A 17,831-nucleotide genomic window follows, 5' to 3' on the forward strand; every position below is an offset into this window, starting at 1 on the left:
GCCGGGTCCGATCGGTGCTGGCAGGGTCGGGCGCCATGTCGGACTCTCCCGCTCCCCGCAAGATGCACGCGAACGAACTGGACATCGACGAGGCGATGGTCCGCCGGATGGTGGCCGCGCGATTCCCGCAGTGGGCCGACCTGCCGGTCGAGTTGGTGGACTCGGCGGGCACCAGCAACGCGATGTACCGACTGGGCGCGGACCTGGTCGTGCGGATCCCGCGCATCCCGGGGGCGGCCGAGGACATCGAGAAGGAGCACACCTGGTTGGGGCGTCTGGCGCCCGAACTGCCGGTCGCCGTACCAGTGCCGGTGGGTCTGGGCGAGCCGGGTGACGGCTGTCCGTGGCCGTGGTCGGTGCTCCGCTGGCTGGAGGGGGCCAACCCGGCGGCCGGGAATGTGCGCCAACCCAAGCTGCTGGCAGCCGACTTGGCGTCGTTCGTGACCGCCGTCCACCGGGTGAACCCGGTCGGCGGCCCGGCCTCCTACCGCAGCGAGACGCTGGCGGCGCGGGACGGGGCGGTCCGTCGGGCGGTTGGGGCGCTGACGGACGTGGTGGACACGGCGGCCGTAACTTCGCTCTGGGAGGCATCACTTCGAGCGCCCGGGCACCCCGGCCCGCCGGTCTGGATCCACGCCGACCTCCAGCCCGGCAACCTGCTGGTCGACGGTGCGGGACGGCTCAGCGCCGTCATCGACTTCGGCTGCGCCGGCCTCGGCGATCCGGCCGTGGACCTGATCACCGCCTGGTACGTGCTCCCGGCCTCCGTGCGCGACGCCTTCCGGACGGCCGTCGGCGCCGACGACGCGGCCTGGGCCCGGGGGACGGGTTGGGCGCTGTCCGTCGCGCTGATGGAGCTGGACTACTACCGGGAGACCAACCCCCGGATGGTGCGCACCGCCCGGTACGTGGTCGGCGAGCTGCTCGCCGACCACGCCGAGAACGGCTGACGGAGCGGGACCCTCACGGTCGCCGTGAAGCCCGCGACTCCTACGGGGAAACGACCTGGGCCGCCGCGAGGAGTCGCTTGCTCATGCCCAAGCGCTCGTACACGGCGATGGCCGACGGATTGTCCGCGTGGACCATGAGGGCGGCACGCCCGTGCCGGCGCACCAGCGCCCCGATGGCGAAGCCGCAGACGGCCTGCGCCAGCCCACGCCCGCGGGCGGCGGGGTGGGTGCACACGGCGGCCATGAATCCGCAGCCGACTGCCGACCAGACATCGGCTGCCACGGCCAGGGGCTCCGGTGGGGTGCCGCTCCCGAGGGAGTCGACGATTCCGGCCCAACGGTGCGCGATGCCGTCCTCCGGTTGTGCGAACGAGTCGGGAAAGAAGCGGTCGAACAGCGAGGTCGCCTCCTTCACCCTCACCTCGTCCAGCCACTCCACCCCGAGGGCGGGCGAGTCGGGAACGGTCGAGGTCTCCATCCAGTAGAACTCGGGGATCGGCGACAGACCGGGGACCGCGCCGATCAGCGTCTCGATCAAGGAGGCCTGGCCAACGGGGCGGTAGGACGGGCCGAGGTCGCCCAGCAGGTGCCGCACCAGGTGCGTGGCGTCATCGGCGCCACCCTTCACCGCCAGCCGGTCCCGCCCGGAGAGATCGGGGCTCGCCACCGCGAGGGCCGTCCCGTGACGCCAGGCCCGCACTCCCGGGCCCAGCCGGCCGTCGTGCTGCCCCTGAGCTGCCCACAGGAGGTGCCCGTCTCCGGCTGCGGCTTCCTCGACGTCGTCGAGGCGTGCAAGTTCTTCCATGCGCCTCTGCCTACCAAACGGCTCGATCATGCGCAGTGATCCAGCACTCAACCGCGCTTACCGGTCCCGGCGGGCAGTCGCCACTCGAAGGGCCACAGGTCCGCCGCCCAGGAAGGCGACGCGGCGGCGGTCGCGGGGGTGCGCAGGAAGGTGCGGTGGTGCAGTAGTTCGCGGCGTTCGGCGGGGGTGAGCAGGCGCTCGTCCGCTCCGAGGTTCCCGTAGTCGTCCGGGTCGAGGTCGGGGCGGCCGTCGATCGGGGCGTCCTCGGCGACGTTGAGCAGGTCGCCGTCGGCGGTGCGGTAGTCGAGGCGGAAGTCGGTGCGCCACTGGGAGTTGTTGCCCCAGCCCTGGGAGAGGTCACGGGTGGGGCGGTGGGCGCGGCGGTGCGTCCAGTAGATCGGCCAGCGGTCGGCCACCCCGCGTTCCGCGTGCGCGAGGCCCGCCCGGATTCGTACCCCAGCGCGGCTGAACAGCAGCTCGCCGAGCATCAGGCCGGGCCAGCGGACGTCGAGGATCTCGATGGGGGAGTCGGGGTCTTCGGCCTGCTCGACCTCGACGATTTCGTGCAGGAAGGGGTCGAAGGGGGTGGTGCCCTCGAACGGGGTCATCCCGAGGGCGGTGAACAGGTCCAGGTACGGCGGAAGTTGGGGGTCGAGGAGGAGGTAGTCGCTGACGCGGCTGAGGGCGTAGAGCTCCTGGAGGAGGTCCCAGCCGTCGTCTTTGTCGGTCCACCAGTGGTCGTGGGGGGCGGCGGCGTTGCGCAGGCGCGAGGCGTACCCGTCGGTGGCGGCCTGGTCGAGCCAAGGGGCGATGACGTCCTGGTACGGGCCGTCGGTGTCGAGTAGCGCCTCGTACAGCGCGCGAGCGTTCACCGGAGCGATCCTGACAGGTTTTACCCTCCGGTCAACCAACTTCCGGTCCGGTCCGGATAGCGTCCCGGGTCATGAACGTGGTCAACGTGAACGAGCGCGCGGCCCACCTGCCCGATGCCTGGCGTTCCCAGGTGTTGGGACTGGTCGGGACGGCGGCGGTGAAGGTGCTGCGGATGGACGGGCGGGAGCTGGCGGCGGAGGCGCACGGGACGGCCGAGGTGCTGTTCGTCGCCGATGGCGTCCTCGAACTTGATGTGGAGGCGGAGGAGTTGACGGTCGGTGCCGGTGAACTGTGCCGGGTGCCGGCGGGTGCGTGGCACGCCGTGCGGGCGGGCAGCCGGGGGACCTTGCTCATTGTGGAGGTGCCCGAGGAGGGGTGATCGTTACGATCACCGGTATGACTGCAGTGGACGAGCGCATCAGCCAGGCAGAACGACTCTACGAGCAGGGCGTGTTCGGGGGCGACCACGCGGCGTTCGCCGAGGCCGACCGGAACTTGGACGCGGTCGAGGCGGATCTGGCGCTGGCCCGGGGGCGGATCGCGCACGCGCGCTTCGTCGCGCAGCAGGTGGAGCCGGAGGAGGAGCTGGCCCTCTTCGAACGGGCCGGGGCGATCTACGAGCGGCTCGGCGACGTGCGGGGGCAGGCCGAGGCACTGTTCTGGACGGGGGCGTATCACCAGGCGGTTCGCGGGGACGAGGGCGTGGCCCGCCCGATCCTCGAACGTGCCCTGGATCTCGCGCGGAGTGTGGGCGACGACCTCACGGCCTCCTATGCCCTGCGGCATCTGGGGATTCTGGATCACAAGGCGGGGCGCCTGCGGGAGGCTAGGGCGCACTTGGAGGAGTCCACCCGGCTGAGGGATGAGTACGACTTCGCTCCGGGCGTGGGAGCCAACCATGTTGCGCTTGCCCGGATCGCGGCGGAGGAGGGCAGGCGGAAGGATGCGGCCAAACTCCTTCAGAGCGCCGGGGTGTTGGCGAATGACACGGACTCGTATGGGTTGATGGACTGGATCATCGACGCCCGGAAGGAGTTGGGCATCGGATGGGTGGCGGCGCCTCGCCCGGGAGCGGGCGAGGCGCCGCGGAGTGGCGCTTAGAGGAGTCCGAAGTCGAACTCCCCGGCGGCGACGGCACGGATGAAGGCGGTGTGGGCCGCGCGGCCGAATGCCAGCGCGGGGCCGGAAGGGTCCTTCGAGTCGCGGATGAACGAGGCCGATCCGTCCGGGCGGGCGATCTCGACGCAGTTGTGATTTCCGCCGCTGTACGACGACTTCTTGAAGATCGTGGTCTCTTCCGGCATGGCGAACTCGACGCAGTTGCCGGAGTCGTTGCTGCGTGAGGACTTGCGCCAGGTGAGCTTCAGGGCAGCCGCGTTGGGGTGGAACGTCATGTGAGCTTGTCTCTCTGGTCAGTGATGATGGCGAGCGAGTCGTCGAAACCGAGGGCGTCGGCCCTGATCGCGTCGAACTTCGCTCCGTAGATTTCTACGTCGGTGACCTCTTCGACCCAGAGGTTGCTCAAAGTGCCGTCCACCATGACGACATCGAGGTCCTGGCGCTGCGGGAAGCCGAGAATGGTGAAGGCTCCACCCATTCCGTGGTGGGCCGGCGCGCCGATCGGCATGACCTGGATGTTGATATTCGGCTGGGCGGCGCGATCGATCAGACGGGACAGTTGTTCGGCCATGACGGCGGGGCCGCCGACAGCGGACCGGATGGCTGCCTCGTGGATGACGGCCCAGAGTGTGAGTGGCTCGGACCGGGTGAGTGCACCTTGCCTGGCCATGCGCACATCGACCAGGGCCTCGACGTTGACGTCGGGCCGCATGCTGAGCTTCTTGATGATCTCGCGTGCGTATGCGGGAGTTTGGAAAAGGCCTGGGATGAAGGCGCCTTCGTAGGTGCGAACGGACGAGGCGCTGGCTTCCAGGGTGATCAGATCGCCGAGTTCGGGGCTGATGTGGGCGCCGTAGCTCTGCCACCACATGCCGCGCTGCGAGCCGTTCTTGGCCATGTCGACGAGTGCTGAAATCAGATCGGTGTCCTCGCACTTGTAGAGCGCGAGGAGCCGCTTCACGTCGTCCACCTTGGTGGCGCCACGGCCGTTCTCGATACGGGACAGCTTCGGCTGGCTCATGCCGCTGAGAGCTTCGGCGACTTCCTCGTGCGAGAGGCCGGCTTCCTCTCTCCTGCGGCGTAGCTCGGCTCCGAGTTGCCTCCGTCGAACCGTCGGACCTGCTGTTCCGGCCATCCCCGCCCTCTCTGAGCCTCGCGGACCAGTCTGCCTTCCCGGCGGTCACGTTCGCCACCGGCAACTGCCACTGTAGGAGCCCGGTTTGGCGTTCGATTTGGATATATCCAAAATTCTGAGATGAGTTGCCAAGAAGGGGCCGCTGGCTCCATGCTGAGCGTGACGAGCTGAGCACAGAAGGCAATCACCATGTGTCTAGCTGTGCGCTCGCGTCACGATCACGCTCCGAGCTGTCTCTCCTGATTGATCATCAATCGCTCGGAAGTGCCTTTCGACTCCCATGGAGGTTCCTTCGTGTTCTCCCTCGGACTCCCCCCTGACTGGTCGGCCGCGCGTGAGGAGTTGCGCGAGGCGACCTCGCGCGCCGGGTGGAAGCCCGACCTGGTCGCCGACGCCGAGATCGCGCTCCTCGAACTCTTCGTCAATGCCTGGCGTCACGGCGGCAGTGCGGCGCCCATCGTGGTCGTCGTCATCCTCGACGGCGTCCTCCGCGTCTCCGTCAGCGACGAGAACCCCGCCCTCCCGATCCAGCGGGACGGCTCCGACCCCTACGCCGTCTCCGGCCGGGGCCTGCACCTCGTCCGGTCGCTCACCCACCGCTTCGGCACGGACCCCCGGAAGTCCGGCAAGTCCGTCTGGTTCGAGCTGGACTGCGCCGCGTGACCGCCGACGACGACCGCAGCCGCCGCCCGATCGAGCCGGCCGACCCGCTCATGCGCACCTACACCGAACCGGAGGTCGCCTACCTGATCGCCGAACTCCACGATCTCGGCCGCAAGTTCGGGCTCCTCTGGCCCTCTGCCACCACCGACAGCGTCGTGGACGGCCGCGTCCTCGTCCGGTTCGGCAACGCCCCGGCCAGCACCGTCCTGAACCTCCTCGCCCTGCTCCGCGACCGCGAGCACGAGAAGGCCGAGGGCGACCCGTGCGACTCCTGATCGGCCTCGCCCTCCTGCTCCTCCTGCTCCTCGCCATCGCCGTCGTCGCCCTCGGCGCGGTCGCCGTCCTGCGGATGCCCCACCGCCCGGACGACACCGTCTGATTCGCGCGATACCGCTCAGGCCGTCCGGTCAGACCCGCCGGGCGGCCGGCGCCGCTGCCCGGCGCGATGTTCCTGGCCGCGGGGCTCGCGCAGCGGCGACCGAACAGTACGGGAGCCGGGTTCGTTCGCGCCCCAGTGCCTCGGCTCGCATCGTTGACCAGGTAATCGACGGGCGGGAACGCTTTGCTGTGAGTGGTTGGCCTGCCTATGGGGCGCCGCTTAACATCACCTGCCATGACTGCTGAATTCCGTCCCCCGGTGGAGCCCGATGTCACGCTCACCAGCCCGGCCGAGTTGTTGGCGGGCTATCTGGATTTCAACCGTGACGCCGTGCTGCGCAAGCTGGACGGTCTAACCGACGAGGAGCTGCGGGACAGCCGGCTGCCATCCGGCTGGGCTCCACTGGAGCTGTTGAAGCATCTGGCCTATGTGGAGCTGCGCTGGCTGGAGTGGGGCTTCGCCGGCCAGCAGGTCGAACAGCCGTGGGGCGATATGGAAGCCCGTGGCGGCACATGGCGTGTCGAGGCGGGTGAGACCGTCGAGGATGTGACGGCGTTCTTCCGCGCCCAGTGCGAGCGGTCCCGCGCGATCGTCGCCGGCGCGCGGCTGGAGGACCGGATGGCCACGCTCGGGGGCCGGGTCCCGCCCGAGGAGGAGCGGCCAACGCTGATCTGGGTTCTGTTCCATTTGCTCCAGGAGTACGCGCGGCATGTCGGGCACCTCGACATCGTCCGGGAGCTTGCCGACGGCGCCACCGGCGAGTAGCCGGAGGCGGTGTCTCACCGGCTCTTGACAGGACAGGTCGTCTGCGACGACCTGTTGTCGGCGTACGAAGTCAACATGCACCGTCTCGTACGGGTGACTGTGCGCCAAAGTTGATGCGATGACCGGTGGTTGCCCGTGAGTCCACTGTCGTCGGTTCGGGCGGCAGAGGGGCGGTCGACGGTGGTCTTGGACCCGCATCGCTGGCTGGAGTTGAGGCGGTATCGCGCGCTGTACGACTTCGGCGCGACAGCTACCGCCTCAAGAATCGCCTCGCCGCCATCGAATGAGAACGAGACGACGCAGCCTGCCCCGCGGTTGACGAGAGGCCACGGCTACCTGAGGGGTCGTTTTCTGCGGGCAGCGGCCCGGCGGGCATTGCGAGCCGCCGACGTGCCCCTGAGAGTCGCGAACTCGTTCGGCCCCTGCACGAGTCGGCATGCGCCGGTGTCCTGGTCAACAAGGATGGGCCAGTTTCCGCCAACTCGGATCGGACGCCCATCTTTGTTCGTCGCGGTGGGATACCAGGTGAAGCCGAACATGCCCATGGCAGCCGGGGTCGCCCACAGGCCGAGCTCAAAGGCCCATTCATCCCACCGCTCGGTCAAGCCACGACCGAACTCCTCCGCGAGCAGCCTTGCCTCGCTCTCCTCCAACAGGACCCCTTCCTAAGGCGATCAAATTACCAGGCAGACCCTACGGGAACAGGCTCGAACGTGGCGCACGTATCTCCGTACTTGATGGAGTAGCCAGAGGAGTACGCCGACACCTGTTGGTAACCGTCCATCGATGACGCGGTCAACGATCTAGAAGGGCGGCCAGTCGGAACCCGGCGGGGGAGTGACCTGCGGCCGCTGGCGCTTCTCGCCCTGCGGGTCCGTCGGCCAGCGTCGGTCGATGACGACCGCGGCCTCCTTGCAGGCGCGGCAGGCGTTGTCCCGGCCCGGCAGCCAGTAGTACGGCGAGGCGTGCAGGCCGTCCCGCCGGATGCCGCACAGGGTCGTGCCGAAGTGCCCGTAGGCGTGGGCGACATCGGCGGACAGGCGCTCCGACTCGGCCCGCTCCCAGCGCCACTCGGGCGGCTCGTAGCGCGGACGGGAGACCTCCTGGGGGCCGTGGCCGAGTTCGGTCCAGGCGTAGCACCAGGTGCAGAACCAGCTCTCCTTCACCGGGAGGGCCCAGTCCGGCCGAGGTTCCGATACCGGCACCGGCCGCATCTCGTGGTCGCACACATCGCAGGTCACAGCCGAACTCTCCCAGGCGCCACTGACAGGACTGTCAGGGCTTGGTCCAGGTCAGCGAGTAACGCCGCAACAGGTGCCACCGGTAGCGCACCCCGGGCAGCACCCGCCGGGCGGTCTCCCGCACCTCGCGGTAGCTCATTCCCGGCGGGGCTACGGGCATGCCCTCCGGGGCGCCCGCCCGCCGCAGCACCTTCACCGCCCGTACCAGCGGCGCGGCCGCGACCCACCGGGCCCAGTCCGCCGCCGACTCCTCCCGCGCCAGGCCGACCACCACCAACACCCCGCCGGGGCACAGCAGTTCCCGCATCCGGATGAGGGCTGCCTCGAAGTCCATGTGATGGACGGCCGTGACCGAGCAGACGAAGTCGAAGCCCTCGCCCGGCAGGTCCAAGGTGAGGAAGTCCCCCTCCAGGAAGGTGGGTTCGGAGTAGGCGGCCCGTGCCAGCGCAACCATCTCACCGGAGAGATCCACTCCGACAACCCGCCCGCACCGCCGCGCCAACCTCGCCGCCAACAGCCCATCCCCGCACCCCACGTCCAGTGCCGTCCGGCACCCGGGCGGCACCGCCCGCAGGATCCCGGGGTGCCGGGCCACGTTGGTGTTCCAGTAGGGGGCTTCCTCGCGCATCACCCCACGGTAGAGGTCCCCGGCCGGTCCGGTGTCGGACGGGCACCGGACCGGCGGTTGGGATCGCGGAGCCCGGCCGGTGGGCCGGGCGCCGCGGGGCGGGTCAGCTGGCCCGGGTGAGGTGGCGGGCGAAGAAGCGGGCGGCGCTGTCGGCCTCGAAGCGGGGGAGTTCCTTGTGCCTGCCCGAGTTCACGTGCAGCGACTTCTCCTTCGAGGCGAAGGCGTCGAACAGCGCGAGGCCGGCCTCACGGGAGATGTGCTCGTCGTCCCACTGCATGTCGTACTCGATCGGGATGGTGATCTGCTTCGCCTTCTCGGCCAGGGTGTCGGGCCAGTGCTGGCCGAGGACGGCGGCGGTGATCCGGGGTTCGGTGGCCACGAACGGCAGTCCGATCGCGGTTCCCATGTTGATGCCCCAGAAGCCGACCGGCCCGTCGGCGCCGATCTCCGGAAGCTCCTGGAGGGCGTCCAGGGTCGCCCGGTACTCGGGTACGGCGAGGTCCGCGAGGTGGTCGTTGTAGCGGACGACGATCGGGCCTTCCGGCTCGCCGGCGGCCCGGGCCCGGAACAGCTCGGCGATTTCCGCCTCGTCGTGTGCCGTGCGCGGCCGGTCGCCGTGGCCGGGTGCGTCGAGGACGGCGACGTGGAAGCCGCAGCCGTTCACGAGGAGGCCGGCGCGGCCGGACATGGCCGGGTGCTTCTTGTGGTTGCCGCCGCCGTGGGCCATCAGGACCAGGGGTGCGCGGTCGGCCGCGGCGGAGACCGGCGACCAGAGGACGCCGGGGACGTCGCCCAGGGTGAAGTCGCGCTCGCGGATGCCGTTCGAGGACGACTCAGAGGTGAACTGAAGAGCGTACATAGCGTGCTGCCTTTCGGGAGTGCCCAAGCGTGTTCGGGGGCTCCCGGCGGACAGCTATGTCTATCGCCCGACCGTGACGGCGAGGGGGAGCACCCACATCGATACAGCGTTCACGGGGTCTCACCTCCTTGTTCGTTGTCGCGGTCGGGGGAAATCCTGCAGCCTGGACGGCCTCCGGCGCAAGCCCGGTTTCTCCTCACCGTCCGTCAAGTGCCGCGGCCACGGCAGCCTCCGCATGCAGACGAGCGGTGGGGAACACCGGGACCGGGCTGTCCTCCGGTCGAATCAGCAGTTCGATCTCGGTGCAGCCGAGAACGATCCCCTCCGCTCCCGCCGCCACCAGGCCCTCGATCACCCGCCGGTAGGCCGCCCGGGACTCCTCCCGGACCTCCCCCACGCACAGCTCCTCGTAGATCACCCGGTGCACCAGGGCGCGCGAATCCGCCTCCGGCACCAGGACGTCGAGGCCGCAGGACGCCAATCGCCCCCGGTAGAAGTCCTGTTCCATGGTGAACGCCGTCCCCAGCAGACCCACCCGTCGAACGCCCGCCGCCCGGACGGCCGCCGCGGTGGCGTCGGCGAGGTGCAGCAGCGGCACGGAGACCGCCGCCGCGACCTGGTCGGCGACCTTGTGCATGGTGTTGGTGCAGATCAGCAGCAGGTCCGCGCCGGCCGCCTCCAGTGAGCGCGCCGCGCCGGCCAGGATCGAGCCGGCCTCCTCCCACCGACCCGCCGCCTGCAGCTGCTCGATCTCGGCGAAGTCGACGGAGTAGAGCACCAGTTGGGCGGAGTGCAGTCCGCCGAGCCGGTCCCGGGTGAGCTCGTTCAGCAGGCGGTAGTACTCGGCGGTGGATTCCCAGCTCATGCCGCCGATCAGGCCGAGGGTCTTCATGGGTCAGTTATAAGCCAGGAGAAAGTATCGAGGCAAGAATATAAGGATTACTTTGTGGTGTTCTCGGCGTTCCCGGCCCTACCGCGGCACCCGGTGCTGCCACTCCCGGGTGAACACCACCGATCCCGCCTCCAGCGCCCGCAGCTGCACGATGCTGAGGAAGTGCCCGGCGTCGCACCGCAGTTGGGTGCGGGTCTGGACGGTGACGTCCCAGCCGATGTCCGGCCGTTCCAGCCGCACCGTGCGGTCCGTACGGGCCTGGGCGCTGAGCGGGGCGCCGGTGAGGATGCGGTACGCGGTGACGGTGTGCTCGTCGCGGACCAGTCCGTCGGGGTGGGTGCGGGTGCCGTCGGTGGCGGGGGAGAGTTCGGTGCGCCACTCGTGGCGGCCGATGTCGTGGACGGTGACGTGTTCGGGCCGGGCGGTGAGCGGCTCGGTGAGGTGGATGTCCAGCGGGTCGGGCAGCGAGGGTGTCTCGAAGGTGACGGGCGCGGCGCCGACGTCCGCCGCGAGGTGGCGCACGGGCAGGCTGAGGGTGGAGCGGGACGGGTCGAGGGCGTACCCGGTGTCATCGGCGGACGGCCACACCCACGGCCAGTAGACGGACGAGAGGGCGAGCCGCAGCCGGTGCCCGGCCGGAACGGTGGCCGCGCAGGCGGCGAGCTCGACCTCGGCGTCCGGCTCGGTGGCGGTCAGTACGCCCCGGGTGAGCAACTGCGAGGTGCCCTCCGGGCCGACCGCGCAGAGCCGGGCCACGACCTGGACGGACCCGCCGTCCTCGCGGAGCCGAAGCCGAAGCCGCGCCGTCGGGGCGCCGAGCAGCTCGATCGGCTCGGGCAGCGGCTGGGAGTCGAAGCAGACCGAGCGGCCGTCCTCCTCGCGCTGGTCCGGCGGCTGGTCGGCGGGGCGGCCGTGCGGGACGTAGGCGCCGGCGTTGAGGCCGGTGTGCTGGGGGGAGCGGACGTGGACGTAGCGGTCGTCGGAGGAGGTGCCGGCGGTGCTCAGCTGGCCGTCCAGGTCGTAGTGGATCTCCCGGACGTCGGGGGAGGGCCAGCTGTCCTCGCCGGCCCAGCGGGTGCTGATCCAGCTGCGCAGGGCCGGTTCCTTGAGGGCGCCGGTGTCGACGCCGCGCAGCCAGTGGTCCCACCAGCGCAGGGTCTCGGGCAGGGCGGCCTCGGGCAGGCCGTGCGGCCAGGGGCCGAGCAGGGCGTGCGCGGTGGGGGATTCGGCCAGCAGGCGCAGGACGAAGGAGCAGGACGGGTCGCCCCAGCCGGCGACCGCGAACACCGGGACGGAGACCGGCACGGTGGTGTCCCCGGCGGCGAGCCAGGCGTCGACCGGGGGTTCCAGCGACTCCATCCGGGCCAGCCAGCCGGAGCGCCAGGCGTCGCCGGTGTGCCGCGGGTCCGGGGGGAGGGCGGCGTCGGCGACCAGGGCGGTGAGCCGGGCGTGCAGGTCGGCTGCGAGGACGGCGCCGCCGAGCCGGTGGCCGCCCTCGGGGCAGGCGACGACGGCCGCGCCGACGGTGTTCGGGGTGCGGGCGGCGAGCCGCAGCGCGGTGGTGCCGGCGGCGCCGACGCCCAGCAGGCCGACCCGGCCGTTGCACCAGGGGCGGCGGGCCAGCCAGTCGATGACGGCGGTGCCGTCGATGAGTTCCTGCTCGCCGTCGGGTTCGGCGGGCAGGCCGCCGGAGTTGCCGTGGCCCCGGGTGTCGACCCGGACGGCGGCGTAGCCGTGGCCGGCGTACCAGGGGTGGCGGCGGGCGTCCTCGGCGGCGGTGCGGTCGGACAGGCGGTCGGCCGAGTACTCCAGCAGGGCCGGGACGGGCTCGTCGCTGACCGGGCGCCACAGCCGGGCGGCCAGCTGGGTGTCGTCGGGCAGCGGGATGCGGACGTCCTCGCGGGTGGTGTGGAAGGGGTAGGACGGCATGGCCGCTCCCATCGGGTCCCGGGCCGGTGAGCGTCGAGCGGCCCGCGGTGCGTACGGGGATCGCACCGCGGGCTGTCGGCATTCCGACCCTAGGGGAGGAAGCGGCGGATTTCCTGATGAGATGGGACGAAGTGGCTATGCCCTGCTCGGCCGGGCGGGGACGGACGTGAATCGGTCCGGCCCCGAGACCGACCTGTAATTGCGTATGACTTGCAACTACTTGCCCAAGGGGGCAAAGATGGCCCAGCTCTGACCGCCCTGCCGAAAGGACAAGACGATGACCGGCCCCCGCTGGCGTGACCGGCTCACCCGTGAGGAGTGGATGCGCCTGGCCGGGATGGGCGGCTTCATCCTCGCGCTGCACGTGGTCGGCTGGTTCACCCTGCTCGCGCTGGTCGCGCCCGAGCACTACGACGTCGGCGGCCAGGTCTTCGGCGCGGGCATGGGCCTGACCGCCTACACCCTCGGCATGCGGCACGCCTTCGACGCCGACCACATCGCGGCGATCGACAACACCACCCGCAAGCTGATGGGCCAGGGCAAGCGGCCGCTGTCGGTCGGCTTCTGGTTCTCGCTCGGGCACTCCTCGATCGTCTTCGGCCTCTGCGCGCTGTTGGCCTTCGGCATCCGCTCGCTCGCCGACCAGGTGGAGGCGGACGACTCCACCCTGCACAGGATGACCGGCCTGATCGGCACCGCCGTCTCCGGCACCTTCCTGCTGCTGCTCGGCCTGATCAACCTGGGCGCGTTCAACGGCATCCTCAAGGTGTTCCGCCGGATGCGCGAGGGCGAGTACGACGAGGCCGAGCTGGAGCGCCAGTTGGAGCGGCGCGGGCTGATGAACCGGATCCTCGGCAAGGTCACCCGGGCGGTCACCAAGCCCTGGCACATGTACCCGGTGGGCCTGCTGTTCGGCCTGGGTTTCGACACCGCCACCGAGGTGTCGCTGCTGGTGCTGGCCGGCGGCGCGGCGGCCTTCTCGCTGCCCTGGTACGCGCTGTTGACGCTGCCGATCCTGTTCGCGGCCGGGATGAGCCTGCTGGACACCATCGACGGCTCGTTCATGAACTTCGCCTACGAGTGGGCGTTCTCCAAGCCGGTCCGCAAGATCTACTACAACCTGACCGTCACCGGCCTGTCGGTGCTGGTCGCGCTGGTCATCGGCCTGATCGAGCTGATCGGCCTGATCGGCGAGAAGCTGGACATCACCAGCGGCCCGATCGCGTGGATCGGCGGGCTGGACCTCAACTTCGTCGGCTACGCGATCGTCGGCCTGTTCGTGCTGACCTGGATCGGGGCGATCGCGTTCTGGAAGTTCGGCAAGGTCGAGGAGAAGTGGTCGGCGGGGCTGGCCGCGGCCGAGTCGGAGTGACCTGACGGGAAAGCCGAGGGGCCGGTGACCGGGGTCTGGTCACCGGCCCCTCGGGGCTTCACGGGCTCTTACGGGCTTGACGGGGCTCGTTCGACGGCGGGTGTCACCGCAGCGCGGCGAGCACCGCGTCCGCCATCACCTGCTCGCCGGTCGCGTTCGGGTGGAACGGCACGGCGGGTGAGCCGGGCAGCGCGCCCTCGATCCAGCGGTCGTCCGAGCAGACGTCGTGCCCGACGGTCGGCGTCGCGGTGTCCACGTACGTCGCGCCGCCCGCCGCCGCCGTGGACTTGAGGGCGGCGTTCAGCTTGTTGAGCACGCCGTACATGTACTCGACGTCGCCCGGCGTCACCGGCTGGCGCAGGACGCACTTCGAGCCGTCGGCGGGCAGCACGGACGGGTAGCCGACCAGCAGCACCCTGGCCTTGGGCGCCTTGGCGTGGATCTGTTTCAGGGTGGTGGCGATCTGCGGGGCGATGGTGGTGGTGATCCGCTCGGCCAGGTCGTCGTTGCCGTACTGCCAGGACCAGGTGTTCCAGTCCCAGTAGCCGTGGTGGTAGACGTCCTTGCAGGGCGTGCCGAGCGGGTTGACCACCGCGCCGGCGATGCAGGTGGCGACCAGTTCGCCGAGGCCGAGGTCGCTGGACGCGAGGTCGTTGCCGCCGATCCCGAGGGTGACCAGGTCGGTGTCGCCGGTCACCGAGTCCAGCTGCGGGTCGTTGACCCGGATGAAGGCGTCGTACTGCGGCTGGGTCATGGCCTTGACCTTGGCGGCCGCGCAGGTGACGTCGGTGTAGGCGCCGGCCTTGAGCGCGGCGGCGACCAGGTGGCCGTAGTTGTGGTCGGAGCGCAGGCACAGCCCGGCCGACTGGCCGGGCACTCCGGCGCCGGCGGCGTAGGAGTCGCCGAGTGCCACGACGTGTTTCGGTGCGGCGGTCGCGGCCTGGGCGGTGGTGGAGGTGAGCGCGAGGGCGGCGCCGAGGGCGACGGCGGCGAGCGCGGTGGAATTGCGGAGTCGCCGGGAATTCCGGGCAGGGCGGAGCACGGTTCCTCCTGGGGGAGAGAAACGACGGGTGGGGGTCGTGGTTCGAGGGGTGGGGGTCGTGCCGAGCCGGGCCACAGCTACTCGCAGGTAAGTTACTGCCAGGTTTCGCGCACGTCCATCGTTTCGGCGGAAATTCCGGAAATTCCGTCAGATGGCACTGGGTGACATTTCGAATTCCGCTCCACCGTGTATCGGAGATATTTCCGAAACGGGGTGGAGCGGAATTCGTGTCGGCGCTTGTTACCGACCGGTTGACCGGGCGTCACCCCAGGCCGCACTATCGGGCGCACACCGACAGCCGCGACGGAGGACTGCGCAATGGCCCTGGACGCCGACGTCATCGTCATCGGAGCGGGACTCGCCGGCCTCGCCGCCACCGCCGAACTCGCCGACGCCGGGCGGAAGGTGATCCTGCTCGACCAGGAGCCCGCCGCCTCCCTCGGAGGCCAGGCGCACTGGTCCTTCGGCGGCCTCTTCCTGGTCGACTCGCCCGAGCAGCGCCGGATGCGCATCCGCGACTCGCACGCCCTCGCCCGGCAGGACTGGCTCGGCACGGCCGGCTTCGACCGGCCCGAGGACGCCTGGCCGCGCCGCTGGGCCGAGGCCTACGTCGACTTCGCGGCCGGCGAGAAGCGCGCCTGGCTGCACGGCATGGGCGTGCGGTTCTTCCCGGTGGTCGGCTGGGCCGAGCGCGGCGGCTTCCTCGCCGACGGGCCCGGCAACTCGGTGCCGCGCTTCCACATCACCTGGGGCACCGGGCCCGGGCTGCTCGCCCCCTTCGTCCGGCGGGTCCGCTCCGCCGCCGCCCGCGGACTGGTCGACCTGCGTTTCCGGCACCGGGTCACCGGGCTGTCCGCGACCGCGGGCGTCACCGACACCGTCACCGGCGAGGTGCTGGTGCCCAGCCCGGCCGGCCGCGGCGAGGCCAGCTCGCGCGAGGTCGCCGGGAGCTTCGAACTGCGCGCCCAGGCCGTGATCGTCACCTCCGGCGGCATCGGCGGCAACCACGACCTGGTCCGCAAGGCCTGGCCCGCCCGGCTCGGCACCCCGCCCGCCAAGCTGCTCTCCGGGGTGCCCGCGCACGTCGACGGCCTGATGCTGGAGATCGCCGGACGGGCCGGCGCCAACCTGATCAACGGCGACCGGATGTGGCACTACACCGAGGGCATCGAGAACTGGGACCCGATCTGGGCCCGGCACGGCATCCGCATCCTGCCCGGCCCCTCCTCGCTCTGGCTGGACGCGCGCGGCCGGCGGCTGCCCGTCCCGCTCTTCCCCGGCTTCGACACCCTCGGCACCCTCGAACACATCATGGCGAGCGGCCACGAGCACACCTGGTTCGTGCTCAACCAGCGCATCATCGAGAAGGAGTTCACCCTCTCCGGCTCCGAACAGAACCCCGACCTCACCGGCAAGTCCGTCCGCGCGGTGCTCGGACGGGCGCTGCCCGGCGCCCCAGGGCCGGTCCAGGGGCACCTGCGGCGCGGCCCGGACTTCGTGGTCGCCGGCGACCTCGCGGACCTCGCCCGGGGCATGAACGCCAAGACCCGCGAACCGCTGATCGACCCGGACGAGCTGCGCCGCACCGTCGAGGACCGCGACCGGCAGGTGACCAACCCCTTCGCCAAGGACCTCCAGATCACCGCCATCCACGGCGCCCGCCGCTACCTCGGCGACAAGCTCGTCCGCACCGTCGCCCCGCACCGCATCCTCGACCCGGCCGCCGCCCCGCTGATCGCCGTCCGGCTCAACATCCTGACCCGCAAGTCGCTCGGGGGCCTGGAGACCGATCTGTCCTCGCGGGTGCTGCGCCCGGACGGCGAGGTGCTGCCCGGCGTCTACGCGGCGGGCGAGGCGGCCGGCTTCGGCGGCGGGGGCGTGCACGGCTACCGCTCGCTGGAGGGGACGTTCCTCGGCGGCTGCCTGTTCTCCGGGCGGACGGCGGGACGGGCGGCGGCGGAGGCCGTGGCGTAGCGGTGGGCCTCGACGGTGCGGGCCTTGACGGTGCGGGCCGTCGGCTCCGGGTCGCCCTGCCGCAGTCCCGCCCCATCGCCGTACCGTCCATCCGGTGGACCGAGTAGCCGCCGGTGAGGACCACCGAGAGCCCGAGCGCCCCGCACAGGATCCCGAGCACGCCCACGGCCACCGAGAACCACAGGCCCACGCCCCTCCGCTTCGGCATCCGCCCGTCCTTCCCTGGAAACTGCCCCGTGTCGGCGCGGGACCCTGGGCATCCTGATGAGGAGCGCCCGGCCCGGCGGAGGGTCCCCGGGCGCCCGGTACAGTTCCGGTGCAGAGCGTGCCGCCGACCGGGGCCCGCCGACCCGAGGGGGAGCAGAGCCGATGAGCCGCCGTGACCGCGACCGCGACCGGAAGCAGGGTGCCGGGTCCCCGGTGACCGTGACCGTCTGCCGCGGCTGCTGCTGCGGCACCGAGGCGAAGCACCCCGGGGTGGACCACGCGGGGCAGTACGAGCGGCTGCGGACGGTGGTCGGCTCGGCGGGCCGGGTCCGTGCGGTGAAGTGCCTGGACGTCTGCACCCAGTCCAACGTCGTGGTGGTCGGCCCGTCCAGCGAGGGCCGGGCGGCGGGCGGCCGTCCGGTCTGGCTCGGCTTCGTGCTGATGGACGAGATGATCGACGACATAGCCGCCTGGGTGCACGCCGGCGGCCCCGGCCTCGCCGACCCGCCCGGTCTGCTCGACCTCCAGCTGATCTCGGTCTCCCGCCGGGTGCGCGAGGCGCTGCCGGACTGACCCCCTTGCTGACGGATCGTCAGATCGAAGTCCCGGGGCGGCCGCGAGGCCGGACCACTACCATGACCGGTGCATCGAGCGGTTCCGCGCAAAGGGAGGAAGACGATGACGACGGTCTGCCGCATCTGCGCGGGCACCGGCCGGACCGCCGGCCTCAACTGCCGTACCTGCCAGGGCACCGGCACCACCGAGGTGGGCGGTGGGGGTGGCAACTGCTTCCTCTGCAACGGCACCGGGGTGTACGTCCGCTACCGGGTGGACGCGACCGGTGCCAGGCAGGCCTACCGGGACGAGATCTGCCGCACGTGTGACGGCACCGGCGACCGGGCCGCGACCCACTGGGACGAGCCGTCCGCCTGAGGCGTATTCGCCGGTGTCGCGAGGGCCGGGTGCAGTCGCGACACCGGGTCAGGCCCTCGCGCCAG

The 17,831-nt window shown here is 71.0% G+C and carries 21 protein-coding genes; 10 read left to right on the forward strand and 11 right to left on the reverse strand.

Translation table 11 applies throughout. The annotated features are described in order from the left end of the window. The first annotated feature begins 35 nt into the window (after positions 1–35). Positions 36–950, forward strand: coding sequence for an aminoglycoside phosphotransferase family protein (locus ABZW30_RS17910; RefSeq protein WP_355672050.1), 915 nt, complete (start codon positions 36–38; stop codon positions 948–950). Positions 951–990: 40 nt separating this feature from the next. On the opposite strand, the gene ABZW30_RS17915 is transcribed toward ABZW30_RS17910, so the two are convergent. Then, on the reverse strand, positions 991–1,755 hold the full coding sequence (locus tag ABZW30_RS17915) for a GNAT family N-acetyltransferase (RefSeq protein ID WP_355672051.1): 765 nt from the start codon (positions 1,753–1,755) through the stop codon (positions 991–993). 47 nt (positions 1,756–1,802) lie between these two features. Further along, the gene (locus tag ABZW30_RS17920) at positions 1,803–2,627 is read right to left on the reverse strand and encodes a hypothetical protein (protein WP_355672052.1); all 825 of its coding nucleotides are present in this window, start codon (positions 2,625–2,627) and stop codon (positions 1,803–1,805) included. 71 nt (positions 2,628–2,698) lie between these two features. Here ABZW30_RS17920 and ABZW30_RS17925 point away from each other — a divergent pair, with 71 nt between their 5' ends. Together ABZW30_RS17925 and ABZW30_RS17930 are read left to right on the forward strand one after the other, a co-directional pair. Further along, complete coding sequence (locus ABZW30_RS17925) at positions 2,699–3,007, forward strand: cupin domain-containing protein (RefSeq protein ID WP_355672053.1); 309 nt, start codon at positions 2,699–2,701, stop codon at positions 3,005–3,007. Between the two features lie 17 nt (positions 3,008–3,024). Continuing rightward, entirely contained in the window at positions 3,025–3,729 is a 705-nt protein-coding gene (locus ABZW30_RS17930; protein ID WP_355672054.1) for a tetratricopeptide repeat protein, read from the forward strand. Here ABZW30_RS17930 and ABZW30_RS17935 read toward each other — a convergent pair. Together ABZW30_RS17935 and ABZW30_RS17940 are read right to left on the reverse strand one after the other, a co-directional pair. Beyond that, a complete protein-coding gene (locus tag ABZW30_RS17935; protein WP_355672055.1) occupies positions 3,726–4,022 on the reverse strand; it encodes a DUF397 domain-containing protein in 297 nt (98 codons plus the stop codon). The two genes, ABZW30_RS17930 and ABZW30_RS17935, sit on opposite strands and share 4 nt — an antisense overlap. After that, positions 4,019–4,882 (reverse strand): helix-turn-helix transcriptional regulator, encoded by an 864-nt coding sequence (locus ABZW30_RS17940; protein WP_355672056.1) that lies wholly within the window; start codon positions 4,880–4,882, stop codon positions 4,019–4,021. The genes ABZW30_RS17935 and ABZW30_RS17940 overlap by 4 nt, the downstream gene beginning before the upstream one ends. A 294-nt stretch (positions 4,883–5,176) precedes the next feature. Here ABZW30_RS17940 and ABZW30_RS17945 point away from each other — a divergent pair, with 294 nt between their 5' ends. The 3 genes from ABZW30_RS17945 to ABZW30_RS17955 all read left to right on the forward strand — a co-directional run bounded on the left by ABZW30_RS17945 (position 5,177) and on the right by ABZW30_RS17955 (position 6,689). Then, the gene (locus ABZW30_RS17945; RefSeq protein WP_355672057.1) at positions 5,177–5,545 is read left to right on the forward strand and encodes an ATP-binding protein; all 369 of its coding nucleotides are present in this window, start codon (positions 5,177–5,179) and stop codon (positions 5,543–5,545) included. Then, positions 5,542–5,820 carry a hypothetical protein gene (locus ABZW30_RS17950; RefSeq protein WP_355672058.1) on the forward strand — a complete coding sequence of 93 codons (279 nt, stop codon included), beginning with the start codon at positions 5,542–5,544 and terminating at the stop codon, positions 5,818–5,820. The genes ABZW30_RS17945 and ABZW30_RS17950 overlap by 4 nt, the downstream gene beginning before the upstream one ends. 338 nt (positions 5,821–6,158) lie before the next feature. Beyond that, a complete protein-coding gene (locus tag ABZW30_RS17955; RefSeq protein WP_355672059.1) occupies positions 6,159–6,689 on the forward strand; it encodes a DinB family protein in 531 nt (176 codons plus the stop codon). Positions 6,690–7,021: 332 nt separating this feature from the next. Here the strand turns inward: ABZW30_RS17955 and ABZW30_RS17960 are convergent, their stop codons facing one another. The 6 genes from ABZW30_RS17960 to ABZW30_RS17985 form a co-directional block, all read right to left on the reverse strand. Further along, complete coding sequence (locus ABZW30_RS17960; RefSeq protein ID WP_355672060.1) at positions 7,022–7,342, reverse strand: hypothetical protein; 321 nt, start codon at positions 7,340–7,342, stop codon at positions 7,022–7,024. Positions 7,343–7,492: 150 nt separating this feature from the next. Then, complete coding sequence (locus ABZW30_RS17965) at positions 7,493–7,894, reverse strand: hypothetical protein (protein WP_355672061.1); 402 nt, start codon at positions 7,892–7,894, stop codon at positions 7,493–7,495. A 70-nt stretch (positions 7,895–7,964) separates the two neighbouring features. After that, positions 7,965–8,558, reverse strand: a complete 594-nt coding sequence (locus ABZW30_RS17970; protein ID WP_355672062.1) for a class I SAM-dependent methyltransferase — start codon at positions 8,556–8,558, stop codon at positions 7,965–7,967. 103 nt (positions 8,559–8,661) lie between these two features. After that, positions 8,662–9,417: an alpha/beta hydrolase gene (locus ABZW30_RS17975; protein ID WP_355672063.1), complete on the reverse strand. Its 756-nt coding sequence runs from the start codon at positions 9,415–9,417 to the stop codon at positions 8,662–8,664. A gap of 196 nt (positions 9,418–9,613) precedes the next feature. After that, on the reverse strand, positions 9,614–10,309 hold the full coding sequence (locus ABZW30_RS17980) for an aspartate/glutamate racemase family protein (protein ID WP_355672064.1): 696 nt from the start codon (positions 10,307–10,309) through the stop codon (positions 9,614–9,616). Between the two features lie 78 nt (positions 10,310–10,387). Further along, entirely contained in the window at positions 10,388–12,238 is a 1,851-nt protein-coding gene (locus tag ABZW30_RS17985; RefSeq protein ID WP_355672065.1) for a CocE/NonD family hydrolase, read from the reverse strand. A gap of 277 nt (positions 12,239–12,515) precedes the next feature. Between ABZW30_RS17985 and ABZW30_RS17990 the strand changes: the two genes are divergently transcribed. Next, a complete protein-coding gene (locus ABZW30_RS17990) occupies positions 12,516–13,610 on the forward strand; it encodes a HoxN/HupN/NixA family nickel/cobalt transporter (RefSeq protein ID WP_355672066.1) in 1,095 nt (364 codons plus the stop codon). A gap of 103 nt (positions 13,611–13,713) precedes the next feature. On the opposite strand, the gene ABZW30_RS17995 is transcribed toward ABZW30_RS17990, so the two are convergent. Next, entirely contained in the window at positions 13,714–14,652 is a 939-nt protein-coding gene (locus tag ABZW30_RS17995; protein ID WP_355672067.1) for an SGNH/GDSL hydrolase family protein, read from the reverse strand. 318 nt (positions 14,653–14,970) lie between these two features. Between ABZW30_RS17995 and ABZW30_RS18000 the strand changes: the two genes are divergently transcribed. The 3 genes from ABZW30_RS18000 to ABZW30_RS18010 all read left to right on the forward strand — a co-directional run bounded on the left by ABZW30_RS18000 (position 14,971) and on the right by ABZW30_RS18010 (position 17,766). Then, positions 14,971–16,626, forward strand: a complete 1,656-nt coding sequence (locus tag ABZW30_RS18000; RefSeq protein ID WP_355672068.1) for an FAD-binding dehydrogenase — start codon at positions 14,971–14,973, stop codon at positions 16,624–16,626. Between the two features lie 369 nt (positions 16,627–16,995). Beyond that, complete coding sequence (locus ABZW30_RS18005; RefSeq protein ID WP_355672069.1) at positions 16,996–17,406, forward strand: (2Fe-2S) ferredoxin domain-containing protein; 411 nt, start codon at positions 16,996–16,998, stop codon at positions 17,404–17,406. 105 nt (positions 17,407–17,511) lie between these two features. Continuing rightward, the gene (locus ABZW30_RS18010) at positions 17,512–17,766 is read left to right on the forward strand and encodes a hypothetical protein (protein WP_355672070.1); all 255 of its coding nucleotides are present in this window, start codon (positions 17,512–17,514) and stop codon (positions 17,764–17,766) included. Positions 17,767–17,831 lie beyond the last annotated feature (65 nt).

This window comes from Kitasatospora sp. NPDC004669 (genome assembly GCF_040609455.1).
GTDB lineage: Bacteria > Actinomycetota > Actinomycetes > Streptomycetales > Streptomycetaceae > Kitasatospora.

Coding starts and splice junctions, on each gene's coding strand:
- ABZW30_RS17910 (WP_355672050.1), top strand. CDS start 36: ATGTCGGACTCTCCCGCTCCCCGCAAGATGCACGCGAACGAACTGGAC.
- ABZW30_RS17915 (WP_355672051.1), bottom strand. CDS start 1,755: ATGGAAGAACTTGCACGCCTCGACGACGTCGAGGAAGCCGCAGCCGGA.
- ABZW30_RS17925 (WP_355672053.1), top strand. CDS start 2,699: ATGAACGTGGTCAACGTGAACGAGCGCGCGGCCCACCTGCCCGATGCC.
- ABZW30_RS17930 (WP_355672054.1), top strand. CDS start 3,025: ATGACTGCAGTGGACGAGCGCATCAGCCAGGCAGAACGACTCTACGAG.
- ABZW30_RS17935 (WP_355672055.1), bottom strand. CDS start 4,022: ATGACGTTCCACCCCAACGCGGCTGCCCTGAAGCTCACCTGGCGCAAG.
- ABZW30_RS17940 (WP_355672056.1), bottom strand. CDS start 4,882: ATGGCCGGAACAGCAGGTCCGACGGTTCGACGGAGGCAACTCGGAGCC.
- ABZW30_RS17955 (WP_355672059.1), top strand. CDS start 6,159: ATGACTGCTGAATTCCGTCCCCCGGTGGAGCCCGATGTCACGCTCACC.
- ABZW30_RS17970 (WP_355672062.1), bottom strand. CDS start 8,558: ATGCGCGAGGAAGCCCCCTACTGGAACACCAACGTGGCCCGGCACCCC.
- ABZW30_RS17975 (WP_355672063.1), bottom strand. CDS start 9,417: ATGTACGCTCTTCAGTTCACCTCTGAGTCGTCCTCGAACGGCATCCGC.
- ABZW30_RS17980 (WP_355672064.1), bottom strand. CDS start 10,309: ATGAAGACCCTCGGCCTGATCGGCGGCATGAGCTGGGAATCCACCGCC.
- ABZW30_RS17985 (WP_355672065.1), bottom strand. CDS start 12,238: ATGCCGTCCTACCCCTTCCACACCACCCGCGAGGACGTCCGCATCCCG.
- ABZW30_RS17990 (WP_355672066.1), top strand. CDS start 12,516: ATGACCGGCCCCCGCTGGCGTGACCGGCTCACCCGTGAGGAGTGGATG.
- ABZW30_RS18000 (WP_355672068.1), top strand. CDS start 14,971: ATGGCCCTGGACGCCGACGTCATCGTCATCGGAGCGGGACTCGCCGGC.
- ABZW30_RS18005 (WP_355672069.1), top strand. CDS start 16,996: ATGAGCCGCCGTGACCGCGACCGCGACCGGAAGCAGGGTGCCGGGTCC.
- ABZW30_RS18010 (WP_355672070.1), top strand. CDS start 17,512: ATGACGACGGTCTGCCGCATCTGCGCGGGCACCGGCCGGACCGCCGGC.